This window comes from Hyalangium sp., assembly GCF_035629615.1.
Lineage (GTDB): Bacteria > Myxococcota > Myxococcia > Myxococcales > Myxococcaceae > Hyalangium.
The window spans coordinates 1-14758 of sequence record NZ_DASPHO010000500.1 but is presented as its reverse complement, the minus strand read 5'-3'; the positions used below and the strand labels follow the sequence as shown (position 1 = coordinate 14758).

Sequence of the window (14758 nt, the reverse complement as noted above, 5' to 3'; positions counted from 1 at the left end):
GCCCGACCCTGTACCAGAGCGGGCTGCCCAGCACGCGACGGCTCGAGCTGGTCTCGGCGAAGCCGCTCCGCAGCGGCGCGGTCGCCATGCACTACCGGCGCGCGCGCTGACTCAGAGCAGCCCCATCGCGCCCAGCTCGCGGGCCAGCGCGTCGTCGGGAGCCTTCTCGCCGCGCAACTCGGCCAGGGACTACGAGCGTACGCTTCGTGCGTGGCTTTGCTGCCGATCTTACCTACCTATGTTCGAAGTCCCTCCGACTTTGCCAAAACCGTCACCCTCGGGAGCACGAGCGAGCGCAACGCCTGGACGATCTCCAGCACATCCGGCCCACCGGGCGCGGGCGCGAGCACCTGCTCGGCAGCCTCCAATGCGAACCCTCCACGGAACACCGAGCACTGTGCCAGCACCACCTGCTCGGTCACGTCCAGCAGGTTCCACGACCAGTCGATCGCGCCGCGCAGGGTGGCCTGCCGGGCCACCGCATCCCGCTGCCCGCTGCGCAGCAGCTCGAAGCGCTTGGACAAGCGATCCCGGATCTGCCCCACCCCCAGGAGCGCCGTCCGCGCCGCGGCCAGCTCGATGGCCAGGGCAATCCCGTCCAGCCGCCGGACGATGTCGGCCACCAGCGGCGCGTCCGCCTCCGTCAGCGCGAAGCTCCCGCGCGCCGCCTGCGCTCGCTGGACGAACAGGCGCACCGCCTCCGAGCGCGAGATGGCCTCCAGCGAGCGATCCTCCTCCCCCGGCATCCCCAGCGGGGCCATGTCGAGGATCCGCTCTCCGCGAGGCGGAGCGGGTTGCCCACGGCGAGTGCGCACCTGGCCCCTGCGCGAGGGCCGCCCCAGAGCGCGGGGTGTTGAAGCTCAAGCCGCCACAGCCAGCCAAGAGAGCCAGGCCCCTGCCGCGCCCCTCCTGGGAAGGCGGCTGGGGTAGGCGTGGGACAAAGAAAAACCCAGCCGGCCCGGCGGATGGCGGGAAGGTTCGGGCGCTCCCACGGGGTGTCCGGCTTCGTGCTCCACACGGTCCCCGCGGTGCTCTATGTGTGGCTGCGCCACCCGGGAGACTTCCGGCGCGCCATCGAGGAGATCGTCCGGCTCGGCGGGGACACGGACACCACAGGCGCGATCGTTGGCGCGCTGGTGGGCGCCACGGCGGGGGTGGGCGCGATTCCCCCCGAGTGGCTCGCAGGGCTTGTGGAGTGGCCTCGCACCGTGGGGTGGATGGAGCGGCTGGCCGAGCGGCTGGCGCGGCAGTTCCCCTCGGAGGGAGCTCCGGAGCGCTCCGGGCCGCTGCCCCTGTTCTGGCCAGGGCTGATTGCGCGCAACGCGGTCTTCATGCTCATCGTGCTCGGGCACGGGTTCCGGCGACTGCTCCCTGCCTGAGGCTGAGTGGAAGCAAGACCGAGGAGGCCCACGCGCTGACCACCCAGCTTGCCCTCCGAGACAGGGCTCCGCCGAGAAGGCCCTCCTGTACGCCCGGTCCCAGCCGCTGGAGAAGCGGCGGAGTGCCTACGAGCAGGTGCTGACCCGCTTCCCGGACTCCGCTGGCGCGATGCGCGTGCTGGCCCGCGAATGGCTCGCGGATGGCTATCCGAAGAAGACGTTGGCTCTGCTCGATCAGGCGCTGGGGCACGCTCCCGAGTCCGTGGAAGACCTGGCGCTGCGCGTGCGTGCCCTGGTGTCGCTGAAGGATCGGCACGAGGCCTTCCGCGCGGTGCGCCGCGTCGCTGAAGATCCGCGCTCCAGGATCTGGGAGCTGGCGGTACTGGCTGAGCGCCTGGCTGCCATCCAGGATCCCGTCCTGCGCCAGGCCCGCGAGCTCGAGCGCGCCGTCATCACGGACCTGGAGGTGGCGCTGGAGCAGGCCTCCTCGGCCCCGGACTCGATGCTGAGTGAGCTGGACACGGAGGCCGCCGCGGTGCTCGCCTCTCCTATGTTGGCTCAACAGGACTACCCATCAGGTCTTCCCATCTACTGCTGTAGTATTATAGCAAGTTCAGGGCAGGCTCAGTCTGCGGGAGGAGCTAACCAGAACGCTCGTCCTTTATGACGCAGCATCTGCTCAAGGAACTGAGAGAAGGTGTCTGCAATGCGCTTACACTCCTCCGGACCCAACGCGGCTTCATGGAAGCCGTCAATGATGGGGTAGCGATCGTTGAGAGGTGTGCTCACATCAATGATGATGCGATCGCTATCGGGGAGATCAGCGATGACATACCAGGAGGGGGGACCCCACTCGTCAGTGTCTGAGCTGCGCATATCGACGCGGGCCCGGCGGATTTGGGACAACGCGCGGAATCGGCAAGGAGAGTTTGGTCTCTGGAAGAGCGTCGCCCCATTGCAGTGGAGGTAGAATGCGCGCAGATCCAGATCCAGGCGCCACCCTTGCTGCCTCTCAAACGCCTCAATCTGCTCAGGGGAAGCGGGAGGACTGGGAAAGTGATGAAGGGAGATCTCTGCGAGCAGATTTTCCATTAGCATGAAATTCAGTCCGTATAAGGCCAGTAAGGCCCCGCTTTGTTCCAGTCTCCTTTTCCGGAGTAGCAAGCGATATAGGCCGAGTTGATCACGAGATGGGTGTCTGACGGTGCGGGCAGCACGTTGCCATCCGCCAGTGGGTCACCGCCATGTCTGATGTCTCGGAGATGGTGGCCTGGCCAGTTCTCCCCATTGGGATCAGTTGGCCACTGCCCGAATTCCCTGGCCCACTTCCGCCGAAAGGCGTCTGTTCCATTCTTCCAGGCTCTGCGCCTTTGTTCCTGGTCTGTTGCGACAGGGTAATCGCAGCAGCAGTGTTTGATGGCCAGACGTCCGCCCGCAGATGCAGGAGAGCCAAGAAACCGCGTCGTCGTGTCGGTTTTAATGTCGGCCAGCCATATGCATCCCATCAACTTGTAACCTTGTGAGGAGCACTTGGCTTGGCAGTCGTTCAGCCACTCTTGGCGGCACTGCCACGGCCCGTAGTAGATGGTCGCCTGAACCGTTCCACCAGCGAGGTTGGGGATCTCTGGGCCGACCCACTTCCGCGTAGGGGGTGGAGGGGTGGGAGTAGTGCCACCTCCGCTCAGAGGTAGCAGGAGAGCAATACTCCATGCGAGTGTTCTGCCGGTCTTCCTGGCCAGATTCCACCACCTTTCTACGGGGGGCACCAAGAATAGAGCACTTCATCAAGGCATGTCACACGGGTGGTTGGCTGTGTTCAAGCAGAGTCGCGGCGGAGAGCAGCGGGTTGCTCTGCTTGGAGGCGGCGGGAATCGAACTCGCTATCCAGAACCCTCGCCGTGCCGGTGAGTAGCCTACGGCCATGCAGCCAGGTGCCCGTCAATCCCTCGCCGTGCACTGCGCCGCCAGCGCCTCGGCGCGGTCTGGGAAGCGCGAGGCCAGCTCTCGCTTCACCTCGGCCACGACGGCCTCTTTGCCCTGGCGGGCATGCAGCTGGCAGCGTGCGGCGAGCGCACGCGGATCATCCGGGGCAAGCTGCTCCGCCTCGCGGTAGGCGCGCTCGGCGCCCGCGGTGTCTCCCTGGCGGAAGAGGACGGCGCCCAGGTAGTAGTGCGCGACGGCGAGCTTCGGGGCCTTCTTGAGGGCGCGCTTGAGCAGTGAGTTCGCGTCCTCCACGCGCTCCTGGCGGTAGCGCACGAAGGCCAGCTCCGCCAGGGCCTCCGCGTCGTTGTGGTCTCGCGTCCAGGCACCGAGCACCTCGGAGGCCTCGTCCAGCCTCCCGCTGTGGGAGAGCAGCCGCCCGTACCGCGGAGCGATCTGCGCGTCCTTCGGGCGCTTCTCGTACGCCTTGGAGAGCGCGGCGAGCGCTCCGGGCATGTCCCCCTGGCGCTCGCGCAGCTCGGCCATGGCCAGCAGGGGGCGCACATTCCCAGGGGCCAGTGCGGTGGCCTCCTCGAGGGCGCGCTCGGCCCGCTTGCCCTGCCGGAGCTCGGTGGCGGCCCGCGCGGCCAGCAGGTGCGCCTCCACGTCCTTGGGGAAGCGTCGTGTGAAGGCTTCGGCCAGGTCGAGCGCAGCGTCGTGCGCGCCCGCCTCCAGCAGCAGTGCGCCAGCTCGGGCCAGCTCCCGGGCGGTGGCGCGCTCGTCCTGCTCGAGCCCCCTCAGGGCCGACTTCCGCTCCTCGCCCGTGGAAGTGGCCTCGGCGGCGGCGATCCGCTTGGCCGGGAGCGCACCCGGGCGCATCAGCCACCAGGCCGCGCCACCGCCACCCGCGGCCAGGACCAGCACGGCGGCAACCACGGCCCACAGACGGCCTCGGGGAGGGGAGGCCGCAGCGGTGGCGGGCATCGTGGCCGGCTCCGGAGGGAGCATGGCGGGCCCTGGCGGCAAGGTCTTCGCAGTGGAATCCACGGCCTTCGCCTTGGGAGGCGAGCTCTTCGCGGAAGGAGGCGGAGTCTTCCCAGAGCGCGCGGCGCCCACAGCCCCCTGGGAAGGCCGTGCCAGATCCATGGGCGGCCGGCCCCCCTGTGAACCGGAGTCGGACGGATCAGCGGAGCGGGCGCGCTGCAGCGCCTGGCGCTTGGGATCACGGTCCAGCGGGAACAGGTGCTCCACGTAGGCCGCGACCCCCTCGGGGGTGGCCACCTCGGCCGCGCCGCCCACGCTCTCAATGGCCTCGGTGAACATCTGCAGCGACTCGAAGCGCGAGTCCGGATCCCGGTGGAGCGCCGTGAGGCAGATGTGCTCCAGGGCGTTGGGCACCGAGGGATCAAACGCGGTGGGGGGCTTGGGACGTCCCTCGGCGATCCGCGTCAGCACTTCCTCAGGATTGAGCCCGGTGAAGGGCCGCCGGCCGCAGAGCTGCTCGTAGAGCATCACCCCGGCGGCGAAGATGTCGGCGCGGTGATCCACCGGCTTGCCGACGATCATCTCCGGCGACATGTAGAAGAACTTGCCCTTGAGCGTGCCGGGCTCGGTGCCGGAGCCCAGCGTCTCCGCCTTGGCGATACCGAAGTCGATGACCTTGATGGAGCCGTTGACGCCCACGTGGACGTTGTCCGGGGTGAAGTCGCGGTGGACGATGCGCAGCGGCCGGCCCGCCTCATCCACGGCGCGGTGGGCGGCGTCCAGGCCCCGGCACGCATCCACCAGGACGCGCAGGGTGACGCCCAGGGGGACGCGCTGGCCGCGCTCGGCCGCCTCGGCGCGCAGCTCCGCGAACGAGCGCCCCTCCAGCAGCTCCATGGCGATGAAGGGCTCGGTGTCCTCCATCCCCAGCTCGAGGATGGTCACCACGTTGGGGTGGTGCACCTGCGCGGTGATGCGCGCCTCGTTGAGGAACATCTGGACGATGCGCCGATCCGACACGAGGTGGGGCAGCAGCCGCTTCACCGCCACCGCCTGGCCGCGCTGGCCGTCCTCGTCGATGCGGCGCCCCAGGTACACCTCGGCCATGCCCCCCGTCGCGATGCGCGCGCTCAGGCGGTAGCGACCCAGCCAATAGGGGTTCTGTTCAGGAGCGCCCACAGCGGGCCCAGTCTACGTTTCGGAGGGCCCGCCTCCTACCTCCCTCTGGCGATTTGCTGCCTGGTTGGCGGCAGAGAAGGCGGGAAGGCAGGAAATTTGCCCCCTCGTGTTTCCCACCCCACGCTACCGGTCCTCGGCAATGGAGGGTGAAGCGCATGGCTGGTCGGCTGGGATTGCTCCTGGGCGTCGTCGGAGTCTTCGTCGCACTCGGTGGGTGCACGACCGTGGATGTGGCGGTGGCGCCAGACGTGTCCCGGGGACGGGATGTGTTCGTCACCACTTCGGATCTGAAGGGCCCCTACAAGAGCCTGGGCGTGGTGCAGGCAACGCGCCGCGGGGTGATCGTGTTCGGCTTCGCGGATCCGGCGGGCACGGACCTCCAGGGGGATCTGGACGAGCAGCTGCTGCCCCAGGTCCGCATGATGGGGGGCGACGGCATCATCAACGTGCGCTTCCAGCAGACGCAGTACGCGCTGGCCACCCGCATCCTCTTCGCGATCCTCTTCTTCGCCCCGCTGCCGAGCGAGGCCACCATCACCGGCGAGGTGGTGAAGCTCGAGGCCGGCGCCCAGCCCCCGGGCATGGCCGCGAGCGCAGCGCCCTGAACCCTGACCCCCTTCCTGGAGAGACCCTGTTGAGACTCCTGCTCCTCATTCCCCTGGTCCTGGCCACGGGCTGCGGCGCCACGGTGCGTGGCTCGCCGCTGTCGAACCGGCCGCCTGATGAGAACGCCCGCGGCATGTTCCTGAGCACCGGCACCGCGCCCGGACCGTACCGCACGCTCGGCTTCGCCCAGGTGACGGGCTACGGCGTCACCGTGGCCGGCTTCTCGGATGTGGGCGAGGCGGGCCTGGACGGCACCATTCGCGGCACGCTCTCCCAGGTGGCCGCCCGCATGGGCGGCGACGGCGTCATCCACATCGAGTTCATTGACGAGAACCCGCCCACCGAGGTGGAGCGCATCTCCGATCTCGCCGGGAGCGTGTCCAGCGCCGCCCAAGGCAGGGGCGAGATCAAGACTCGCAACCGCTCGGTCATCGTCACCGGTGAAGTGATCCAGTTCATCTCCGCTCCATGAGGACCCCTTCGATGCGTCTTCTGCTCGCCCTCAGTCTCGCGGCCCTCACCGGCTGCACCGTCATCAACACCGCCTCCGTGCCCTCGGACCGGAGCGGCCAGGACATCTTCGTCTCCGCCGGGGACATCCCGGAGCCCTACGAGTCGCTCGGCATGGTGCAGGCCACGCGCGCCGGCGTGCTGCTGTTCGGCTTCGTGGACGTGGTGGGCACGGACATCGAGGCTGGCCTGAAGGACGTCCTCGTTCCCCAGATCCAGCAGATGGGAGGGGACGGCGCCATCAACGTACGCTTCCGGCAGACGCAGTACCTCCCGGTGCAGCAGGTGCTGGGCGCCATCTTCTTCATCTTCCCCCTGCCCAGCAGCGTGGTGGTGACGGCCGAGGTGGTGAAGCTGCGCCGCGGCAGCGCGGCCCTTCCCGCGGAGCCCGTGGCCGCTCCTCCGGTGGCAGCGCGCTGAGGGCCCTTGGACCTACCAGGGGGCTGGGGTGGTAACGTCCCAGCGAGTCTTTCCGTAGCCGGGGAGTGACGTTGGGCATCGTCCTCAAAGGTGGAAATGTCGTCGAGCTGGAGCCGGCCACCGTCGAGCGGGTGGATCTCCGCATTGAGGACGCGCGCGTCGTGGCGCGTGGGCCCGAGCTCCAGCCCCAGCCGGAGGACGAGGTGGTGGTGCTGTCGGGCAAGCTCGTCTTCCCGGGCCTGGTGAGCGCGCACCACCGGCTGCACATGTCGCTGGGCCGCGGCATGCCCGAGCCGACCCTGGACAGCTACCAGGAGGCGCTCGAGAAGGTCCGCTGGCGCTACGAGGGCGCGCTGGATCTGGACGCGGTGCAGGTGGCGGCCACCGCGGGCGGCCTGGAGGCGCTGCAGTGCGGCACCACCACCGTGTTTGATCTGCACTCCTCTCCGAAGGAGATCCTCGGCTCGCTGACGCGGGTGGCGCGTGGGCTCCATGAGGTAGGTGTGCGGGGGGTGCTCTCCTACGCGGTGACGGATCGCGCGGGAGCGCTGGGGCGCGAGGAGGGGCTGGAGGAGGCGGTGTCCTTCGCGAAGAAGGCGAAGGGGCGCTTCCGGGGGCAGGTGGGCGCCAGTCAGACGTTCACCCTGGGCAGCGACGCGCTGCAGGGCCTGAAGGAGGCGGTGAGCTCCACCCAGACGGGGCTGCACGTGCCGCTGGCCGAGGATCCGCTGGACGAGAAGCTCTCGGTGGAGCGGCATGGCAGCGCTCCGGTGGCGCGGCTGCTGGAGGCGGGGCTGCTGTCGCCCCAGAGCCTGGTGGCGCACGCGGGGCACCTGGGCTGGGCGGATCTGGCGCAGGTGATCAGCACGGGCTCGTGGCTGGTGCACACGCCGCGCTCCAACCAGCGGCTCGAGGTGGGGTATGCGCCGGCGCTGAAGTTCGGCGCCCGGGCGACGCTGGGGGCGGACGGGCTGTCCGCGGATCTCTTCGCGGAGGCCCAGGCGGCCTACCTCCGCTCGCGCGAGGCCGGGCAGCCCATTGACGTGCTGCGCTACCTGGCCAACGGGCATCGGCTGGTGTCCCAGGCGTTCGGCCTGCAGGTGGGGCCGCTGCGCGAGGGGGCGCTGGCGGATCTGCTCATCCTGGACTACCTGCCGGCCACGCCGCTCACGGTGGAGAACCTGGCCTGGCATGTGGTGTTCGGGCTGGGCGCACGCCACGTGGAGGCGGTCATGGTGGATGGGATCTGGCGCATCTGGGCACGCCGGCCGCTGTCGGTGAACCCGATGGTGGTGGCGGATCAGGCGCGCGAGGCCGCCGGAGCGGTGTGGGCGCGCATGGCAGGTAAGTGACACAGCCGGTGCCGGGAGCCTTGCCTTGCGGGTCGGCGGGCCAGTAAGACCGAGGCCATGCTCCTACCTATTCTGGTGTCGGGCTTCTTCTCGGGTGCCGTCCCTCAAGCAGGCGACACGGCTCCGGACTTCACCGTTACGGACACCGACGGCAGAAAGCACACGCTGTCGGAGCTGGTGAAGCAGGGCCCCGTCATCCTCGCGTTCTTCCCCAAGGCCTTCACACCGGGTTGAACCCGCGAGCTCTCGGCGTACCGGGATCGGTACGCGGACATCGAGAGGCTCAACGGCCAGGTCCTGGCCGTCTCCATGGATGACGCGGCGACGTTGAAGAAGTTCAAGGAAGAGCTGAAGGCCCCGTTCGCCTTCATCCCCGATCCCGAGGGGAAGGTGGTGAAGGAGTACGACGTGAAGACACCGGTGGTGTCCTTCGCGCAGCGCTACACCTTCGTCATCGGCGAGGGGCGGAAGATCCTCAAGGTGGAGTCCGGCAAGGACGCGATCGATCCCGAGGGAGCGGTGGCGGCCTGTCCGCTGCGAAAGCCCGGCTCGAAGCCGGACGCGGGCACTCCCTCGGACGCGGGCACTCGCTGAGCTGCAGCGAGGTGAGGGGGTGCCCCCTCACGGCGGGTCCGGGGAGTCGCTCTCGAGGACGAAGCGCCCCTCTCCGGCATCTACGCGGGCGTCCGGCCTCAGCGCTTCGGGCGGAACGCGCCCTCCACCATCTCGGCCTCGAAGCCCGGGCTGACGTTGCCCTCGGCCGCGTAGCGGTACAGCGCCGCGGTGTAGATGCCCGAGAGCGTCGCGTTCACCAGCGACAGCAGCAGCAGGGAGACGATGAAGCCGCCGATGGCCAGCCCGATGACTACTCCGGACTTGGACATGAAGGCCAGGATCAGCAGGGGCACGAAGACCAGGATCAGCAGGAAGGCGGCCAGCGCGAAGATCGCACCGATGGAGAAGCCGCCAATCACCTGCTCGCCCCACGTCTTCTTGAGCAGGGCCGTGCTCCGCTTCACCGCCTCGATGGGGCTGACGTCCTCCACCACGAGCACCGGTACCACGAGGAAGGTGGCGAGGTTCCAGGCCATGCCAATGAGCCCCACGACGATCTTGCCGATGAACCCAGCGCGCTCCTGGATCGCGCGCAGGATCATGCCCACGGTCGCTGCAATGAGCGCGTAGCCGAAGATGGTGCCGGCCTTGCTGGCGGCGATGCGGAAGCCATCCGCCACCGTGGGATCGCCGCCGCGCAGGCGGATCATCGCCGCCCCCACCAGCGCCGAGTTGCAGAAGAAGATGACGAAGTACGACACCAGGTAGAAGAGGAACGCGACGACGTAGGAGCCAGCGCCCTCCAACATCCCCTGGGCGTTCTCCGTCATGAAGATGGGCAGAGCGAACCCCACGGTGACGAGCACCAGCATCACGGCCGACATGATCGGAAAGACGACCAGCTCCTTGTCAGCGCTCAGCACGGCCGCGCTCGCCTTGGCGAGCTTCCAGCTTCTTGAAAATCTTTCGAACACGTATGACCCCCGGTGTGGGGCAGACAATACCCCGGCCGTTCCCCTGCGGTCGAATGCTCAACGGACCGGGGAGAGTGAGCGTGCCGAAGCGGGTAGACGGCAGCCTCCCCGCTGTCCTTGAATCAAGGCATGGCGCGCAAACTCGGGGAGCAGCTGGTCTCGGAGGGGGTCCTGAAGCCGGAGCTGCTGGCTCGGGCGCTCGAACGGCAGAAGGCCACGGGGCAGAAGCTCGGCGAGTGCCTGGTGCGGCTGGGGCTGGACGAGACCCCGGTGCTGCGCCTGCTCGCCCAGGAGCTCAAGACGCGCTTCGTGTCCACCGCCAAGCTCTCGCAGGCGAAGATCGAGCCCGCGCTGATCGAGCGGATTCCGGTCCGGCTGGCGGAGGGGTTCGACTTCATGCCGCTGCGCCTGGACGAGGCGGGGGTGCTGTATGTAGCCATCGCCGAGCCGCAGAGGCAGCGGGCCATCGAGGAGATCGCCCGGACGGCGGGTGTGAAGCAGGTGCTGCCCTTCGTGGCGGTGCGGCGAACGATCCGGGCGGCGATCCGCAAGCACTACTACGCGGACCACCAGGCCTTCGAGCACATGCCGGACGACGACGCGTGTCCCCACTGCGGGGCGCCGGTCTCCTCGGACGACTTCCAGTGCGCTCGCTGCGAGCTGCTCCTCGTCCGCAGCGCGGAGGAGCTGCAGCAGCGGGACAACGTGTCCCTGGTGCGGGCGCTGCTCTCGGTGCCCGAGAGCAAGAGCACCGGCGAGGTGCCTCCCTCTCCGCACCATGACAAGACCCGGGCCTCCGCGTACGCGAGGGATCCGGCGAGCTCCAAGCAGATCCCGATCATCATCGGCGACCTGTCTGGCTTCGCGGAGAAGCCGCTCAACCCGTTCGAGGCCTACGTGCTCTCCCTCGTGGATGGCCGGACCTCGATCGCGGATCTCTCTCTCATCACCAACCTGGCCGAGGTGGAGCTGCACGCCATCTTCGAGTCCCTGTGCGAGCGGGAGTTCACCGAGCTGACGAGCGGGCAGCCGAAGCCAGTTCCCGCCTCGAAGAGAGTGGTGGACGCGCCGAGCGCGAAGCCCGCGGCCGGCAAGGCACCGGCTCAGGCCAGCAGTCGGCCATCTCCACCGGTGCCCACGAATCCCCCTGTGCCCGAGAAGGCTCCAGGGAAGGAAGCGAGCCAGAGCCCAGGGGTGGCGGGGCCCCGCCAGAAGAGCGCGGAGCCCACGGATGGCATTGTCCAGCGAGCCGTGCAGCTGGAGCGGAGCGGAAAGATCGAGGAGGCCATCGAGGTGCTCGAGCAGGGCGTCTCCCAGCTCCCCAAGCCCGCGCCCCTCTACAACCGGCTCGGGATGATCGTGCTGAACCAGCGGAAGGACTACGCGCGGGCCACGAAGCTCTTCCAGAAGGCGGCGGAGCTCGACCCCGAGAACAACACGTACATGATGAACCTCTACACCGTCATGAGCCTCACGGCCGACGCGACGAACGCCGGGAAGAAGGTGAAGAAGCGGTAGTCCGGCGAGGCCTCAGGCGTAGCGGCGGACCCTGCGTGCGCAGAAGTCGGCGAATTTGTCCGGGTAGCGGATGAAGCCGGAGGAGTTGAGCGAGAAGAACGACAAGGCGTCCGCGTCGTTGAGCAGCGCGAGCGCGGAGTCCCCGCCGGGCTGCTCGTGCCGGGTGATGAGCCAGCGCACCCGCTCGCACGTATCCGCGTCCACCGCCAGCTCCTCCAGCAGCGAGCAGGTGAGCTCCGCGCCAAGCGCCGCGTGGGTGTCCTTGAAGAGCTGGTAGTTCTCCGCCTTGTGCTCGATCCGGGCGTCCGCCTCCGAGAGCAGCCGCTCCACGTCGTGGAAGAGCGCCGCCACCTGCACGGCCAGGTCCGCCTCCGGCTCCAGCCGCAGCACCCACTGCCACGCGTCTAACGCATGCTGGTAGTCCGCGCGGACCAGGGGCTTGTTCAGATCATGCAGGGCCCTGTGGCGTGCGAGGATCTGGTCGAACACCGCCCCCGAGGAGGCTGCATTGCGCCGGCCGATGAGCCCCTGATAGCGCGTGAGGATCTCCAGCGCCGCGTTCGCGAGCGGCTCACCCCGGGCGCTCACCAGGTGCAGCGCGAGCCGCTCCACGTCCGCGGCCGAGAAGACGCGCGGATCCCAAGAGGAGGGATCAAAGCCGGGGCTGAGCCACTCCTGCACGTCCAGGCAGAGGACCTGGGCGCCCGCCCCCGAGCCGAGGGGTTGAACGGCCACGGTGGGGAACTCCGCCGCCAGCAGGGCCCAGCGCTCCCGGCCCTCCGGACCGGAGGTGTCGACATCGGACAGCAGCAGCTGCCGCAGCATCCAGCCTCCCCACGGGGGCCCACCCTGGGCCAACCTGCGCCCATCCTGGGAACTCCCACCCGCAGGTACTACTGGAGACACGGGCAGTATCTCCGTGGCTCACCGGACACTCATCCGGATGCGGCTCGTCTCTGCCTCCACAGCCGGCTTCCTTCCACCGTCACTTCGACATGAGGGACCGGTATAATCCCTGCACGAACGTTCGAACGGACTCCACTCGCTGAGAGTCGAGGCAAAGAGGGGGCTGAGGAGAGCGATGACCACCGACGATCCGCTGCGCGCATTCTTGTCCTTCCGAGACCAGGTGCTCTCCGGCGCCAAGCCGTTCGAGGGCGGCGAGCACCTCTGGATTGGCTATGAGGGCGCCACACGGGCCACGAAGCGGTTGAGCGTCGGCTCCTTCGGGCCTTTCAAGCGGAAGAAGGCGCAGGAGGAACTCTCGTACGGGGAGATCGTGGCGTTCTCCGGGGATTTCTACGAGTCGCCTGCCGATCTCTTCAACGAGCAACCGTCCCCGTTGCCTTGGCTCTGGGAGCCCAACGATCTGGGCGATCTGCTCGAGGTGTTCAAGCGCGAGCTGACCTGGATCAAGCTGTCCCCCACTCAGCGCGGGACCGCCTATCCCGATCAGAACGTGGCGCTATGGTGGAACGCGAAGCAGTACGCCGAGCTCGCGCTCCGGAACACCGGCCACTTTGGGTGGCATAACGCGCTCGCATATGTCCGGTGGCACGAGGCCGCGCTTGCGCTCGCGGCGCAGGCCGCCCAGGAGACCGACCGCGAAGCGAAATCGCTGCTCTGGAGAGAAGCGGTCTACACCAATGGGTTCGCCGACCATTTCCTGACGGACGGGTTCGCAGCCGGTCACGTACGGACTCCCGCCGCGCAGATCCGCCAGTGGGCCGAGGCGAGCGGTAGGAACGAGAAGCTCGCCGGTGCGCTCGTGAAGGTCATCCACGACCAGGACGGGCACATCAACGAGCTGCACAGCGAGGTCGATCACAGCGGGAGCGCGGGAGGGCTGCACGTGGTCAACGCGCAGGGGACAGAGTGGTACACGCGCTGTGACGGTCAGCTCTTCCTCACAGGGGTGGAAGACCCGGCCATCGAGCAGGCGGTAGAGGCCGTCGCTGCGTCGGTCGAGGAGCTGTTGCGCGCTTACCAGGGCACTCCCGTTGTCGAGGGAGTGTTCGCGGCCACCGAGCGGATCCCCTGGCCTCACCCCGATGAAAAGGCCCTCATCACGAAGTTCCCCGCCGACCTCAGTGACGCGAGGGCCAAGGAGCTCTGCGACAGCATCCAGTGGTACGTCAGGCTGCCGAGGATCAGCGCGGGCATCCGCCCGCAGGACATCCAGGCGTGCTGTGGAGCATTGCCAGCGCTGATGCAGGCATTCCGCAACGAGGTTGCGGAGCAGGCGGGCCAGTCTCCGATCGTTCTTCGTCGCCTCGCGCCGAAGCTCGTCGAGGCGTACAAGGCGATTCGATGACCCCCGCCGACCATGAGGACCGGCTGCGGCGCCTGCGCCGCCGCGGCGAGGTGCTCTTCCAGAACATGGTGCGCACTCCTCCCGAGCACAAGCAGCTCATGGAGCGCGCCTGGAAGGAGGCTCTGAAGGCGACGGGCGACACGCATGAAGCTCCGAAGGAGGCGCCCAACGCCGCGATCAAGGCGTCGCGGCTCGACTCGATCTTGTGCCTCCTCGAGCGGATCACCCGCCCATCCCACTGGCTCGACGAACAAGCCACATGGTTCAGTTGGGCACAGTGCTGCCTGCTCGACGCGGTCACGCATGCAGGCGACGACGCACCCGTGCCGCCTCCCATCCTGGCGGTGGAGCCGATCGACTCCCCGCTCTACGTCCCGCGCTCGCGGGTCCCTGCGGCGTGGCTCGCGCAGGCCACTCCTGCGGACTTGCCGCTCCCGGTGGTCCTGTGCCCGGGAAACATCCTCGAAGAGCCATGGGCGTGGGCGACCTTGTTCCACGAGCTTGGGCATCACCTGGACCTCGCGCGGGGCGACACGAGCAGCCTGCTCCCGGTGCTTGCTGCCGAGGAGGGACGCGTCTACCTCGGCTCCTGGGGGAACGAGAGATGGCTGGGCGAGGTGATCGCCGATCTCTACGCTGGGCTGCTCGGTGGCCCGGGCGCCGTCGATACGCTGAAGGAGGCGCTTACGACGAGGTCGTACTCGGCGAGCCATCCCTCTGACGAGGACCGGGTCGAGATCCTCGACGCGGCCTGGACCGGTGTGCGAGATGGGCGGCGACCGCAGGGGGACAGACCCACCGAGATCGTGGCGCGTGCGCTCGTGGAGCGGTTCCTCCCCTGGCAGAACCGCCTCCAGAGCGACTGCACGAAGTCCGAGGACTCGCTGGACTCCGCCCGGCTCCTCCCGGGCCTGTTGCGCCGCCGGCGAAATGCGGGGATGGCTCCCGAGGCGTTGCGCGAGGCCTGCCGGGAAGCGTTCGCGTCCGGCCGGATCGGCCGCCCTGCGTGGGTGCTGACGGAGCCTCACCTCGAGACGCTCGCGGGCG

General features: G+C 68.5%; 13 protein-coding genes and 3 pseudogenes. 11 read left to right on the top strand and 5 right to left on the bottom strand.

The features are described 5' to 3' along the window. Positions 1-110: pseudogene (locus tag VD972_RS25675) on the top strand (deaminase); the annotation flags it as partial. A 162-nt stretch (positions 111-272) separates the two neighbouring features. Here VD972_RS25675 and VD972_RS25670 read toward each other — a convergent pair. Further along, positions 273-779 (bottom strand): annotated as a pseudogene (locus tag VD972_RS25670) (cyclase); the annotation flags it as partial. 153 nt (positions 780-932) lie between these two features. Between VD972_RS25670 and VD972_RS25665 the strand changes: the two are divergent. Both VD972_RS25665 and VD972_RS25660 read left to right on the top strand, forming a co-directional pair. Beyond that, on the top strand, positions 933-1379 hold the full coding sequence (locus VD972_RS25665) for an ADP-ribosylglycohydrolase family protein (protein WP_324991347.1): 447 nt from the start codon (positions 933-935) through the stop codon (positions 1377-1379). Positions 1380-1515: 136 nt separating this feature from the next. After that, positions 1516-2046 (top strand): hypothetical protein, encoded by a 531-nt coding sequence (locus VD972_RS25660; RefSeq protein ID WP_324991345.1) that lies wholly within the window; start codon positions 1516-1518, stop codon positions 2044-2046. On the opposite strand, the gene VD972_RS25655 is transcribed toward VD972_RS25660, so the two are convergent. Then, the gene (locus tag VD972_RS25655) at positions 2004-2471 is read right to left on the bottom strand and encodes an SMI1/KNR4 family protein (RefSeq protein ID WP_324991343.1); all 468 of its coding nucleotides are present in this window, start codon (positions 2469-2471) and stop codon (positions 2004-2006) included. The two genes, VD972_RS25660 and VD972_RS25655, sit on opposite strands and share 43 nt — an antisense overlap. Before the next feature lie 846 nt (positions 2472-3317). Beyond that, the gene (locus tag VD972_RS25650) at positions 3318-5390 is read right to left on the bottom strand and encodes a protein kinase domain-containing protein (protein WP_414654122.1); all 2073 of its coding nucleotides are present in this window, start codon (positions 5388-5390) and stop codon (positions 3318-3320) included. A 227-nt stretch (positions 5391-5617) separates the two neighbouring features. On the opposite strand from VD972_RS25650, the gene VD972_RS25645 reads away from it, so the two are divergent. The 5 genes from VD972_RS25645 (at position 5618) to VD972_RS25625 (ending at position 8944) form a co-directional block, all read left to right on the top strand. Further along, the gene (locus tag VD972_RS25645; protein ID WP_324991339.1) at positions 5618-6067 is read left to right on the top strand and encodes a hypothetical protein; all 450 of its coding nucleotides are present in this window, start codon (positions 5618-5620) and stop codon (positions 6065-6067) included. 29 nt (positions 6068-6096) lie between these two features. Beyond that, positions 6097-6540, top strand: a complete 444-nt coding sequence (locus tag VD972_RS25640) for a hypothetical protein (protein WP_324991337.1) — start codon at positions 6097-6099, stop codon at positions 6538-6540. 11 nt (positions 6541-6551) lie between these two features. Further along, positions 6552-6998 carry a hypothetical protein gene (locus VD972_RS25635; RefSeq protein WP_324991335.1) on the top strand — a complete coding sequence of 149 codons (447 nt, stop codon included), beginning with the start codon at positions 6552-6554 and terminating at the stop codon, positions 6996-6998. Positions 6999-7069: 71 nt separating this feature from the next. Continuing rightward, on the top strand, positions 7070-8350 hold the full coding sequence (locus VD972_RS25630; RefSeq protein ID WP_324991333.1) for an amidohydrolase family protein: 1281 nt from the start codon (positions 7070-7072) through the stop codon (positions 8348-8350). A gap of 57 nt (positions 8351-8407) precedes the next feature. After that, on the top strand, positions 8408-8944 hold the full coding sequence (locus VD972_RS25625; protein ID WP_324991331.1) for a peroxiredoxin: 537 nt from the start codon (positions 8408-8410) through the stop codon (positions 8942-8944). A 98-nt stretch (positions 8945-9042) separates the two neighbouring features. Here VD972_RS25625 and VD972_RS25620 read toward each other — a convergent pair whose 3' ends face one another. After that, positions 9043-9879 carry a DUF6159 family protein gene (locus VD972_RS25620; RefSeq protein ID WP_324991329.1) on the bottom strand — a complete coding sequence of 279 codons (837 nt, stop codon included), beginning with the start codon at positions 9877-9879 and terminating at the stop codon, positions 9043-9045. 129 nt (positions 9880-10008) lie between these two features. Here VD972_RS25620 and VD972_RS25615 point away from each other — a divergent pair, with 129 nt between their 5' ends. Then, positions 10009-11397, top strand: a complete 1389-nt coding sequence (locus VD972_RS25615; protein ID WP_324991327.1) for a hypothetical protein — start codon at positions 10009-10011, stop codon at positions 11395-11397. 12 nt (positions 11398-11409) lie between these two features. Here the strand turns inward: VD972_RS25615 and VD972_RS25610 are convergent, their stop codons facing one another. Continuing rightward, positions 11410-12222, bottom strand: coding sequence for a DUF4202 family protein (locus VD972_RS25610; RefSeq protein WP_324991326.1), 813 nt, complete (start codon positions 12220-12222; stop codon positions 11410-11412). 256 nt (positions 12223-12478) lie between these two features. Between VD972_RS25610 and VD972_RS25605 the strand changes: the two genes are divergently transcribed. Both VD972_RS25605 and VD972_RS25600 read left to right on the top strand, forming a co-directional pair. After that, the gene (locus VD972_RS25605; protein WP_324991324.1) at positions 12479-13711 is read left to right on the top strand and encodes a hypothetical protein; all 1233 of its coding nucleotides are present in this window, start codon (positions 12479-12481) and stop codon (positions 13709-13711) included. Then, positions 13708-14758, top strand: a pseudogene (locus VD972_RS25600) (hypothetical protein); the annotation flags it as partial. The gene VD972_RS25605 and the pseudogene VD972_RS25600, both read left to right, overlap by 4 nt.

What these genes read in the sequence shown, in the direction of transcription:
- VD972_RS25655 (WP_324991343.1), bottom strand. Translation starts at nt 2,471, where the DNA reads ATGGAAAATCTGCTCGCAGAGATCTCCCTTCATCACTTTCCCAGTCCT.
- VD972_RS25650 (WP_414654122.1), bottom strand. Translation starts at nt 5,390, where the DNA reads ATGGCCGAGGTGTACCTGGGGCGCCGCATCGACGAGGACGGCCAGCGC.
- VD972_RS25645 (WP_324991339.1), top strand. Translation starts at nt 5,618, where the DNA reads ATGGCTGGTCGGCTGGGATTGCTCCTGGGCGTCGTCGGAGTCTTCGTC.
- VD972_RS25635 (WP_324991335.1), top strand. Translation starts at nt 6,552, where the DNA reads ATGCGTCTTCTGCTCGCCCTCAGTCTCGCGGCCCTCACCGGCTGCACC.
- VD972_RS25615 (WP_324991327.1), top strand. Translation starts at nt 10,009, where the DNA reads ATGGCGCGCAAACTCGGGGAGCAGCTGGTCTCGGAGGGGGTCCTGAAG.
- VD972_RS25610 (WP_324991326.1), bottom strand. Translation starts at nt 12,222, where the DNA reads ATGCTGCGGCAGCTGCTGCTGTCCGATGTCGACACCTCCGGTCCGGAG.
- VD972_RS25605 (WP_324991324.1), top strand. Translation starts at nt 12,479, where the DNA reads ATGACCACCGACGATCCGCTGCGCGCATTCTTGTCCTTCCGAGACCAG.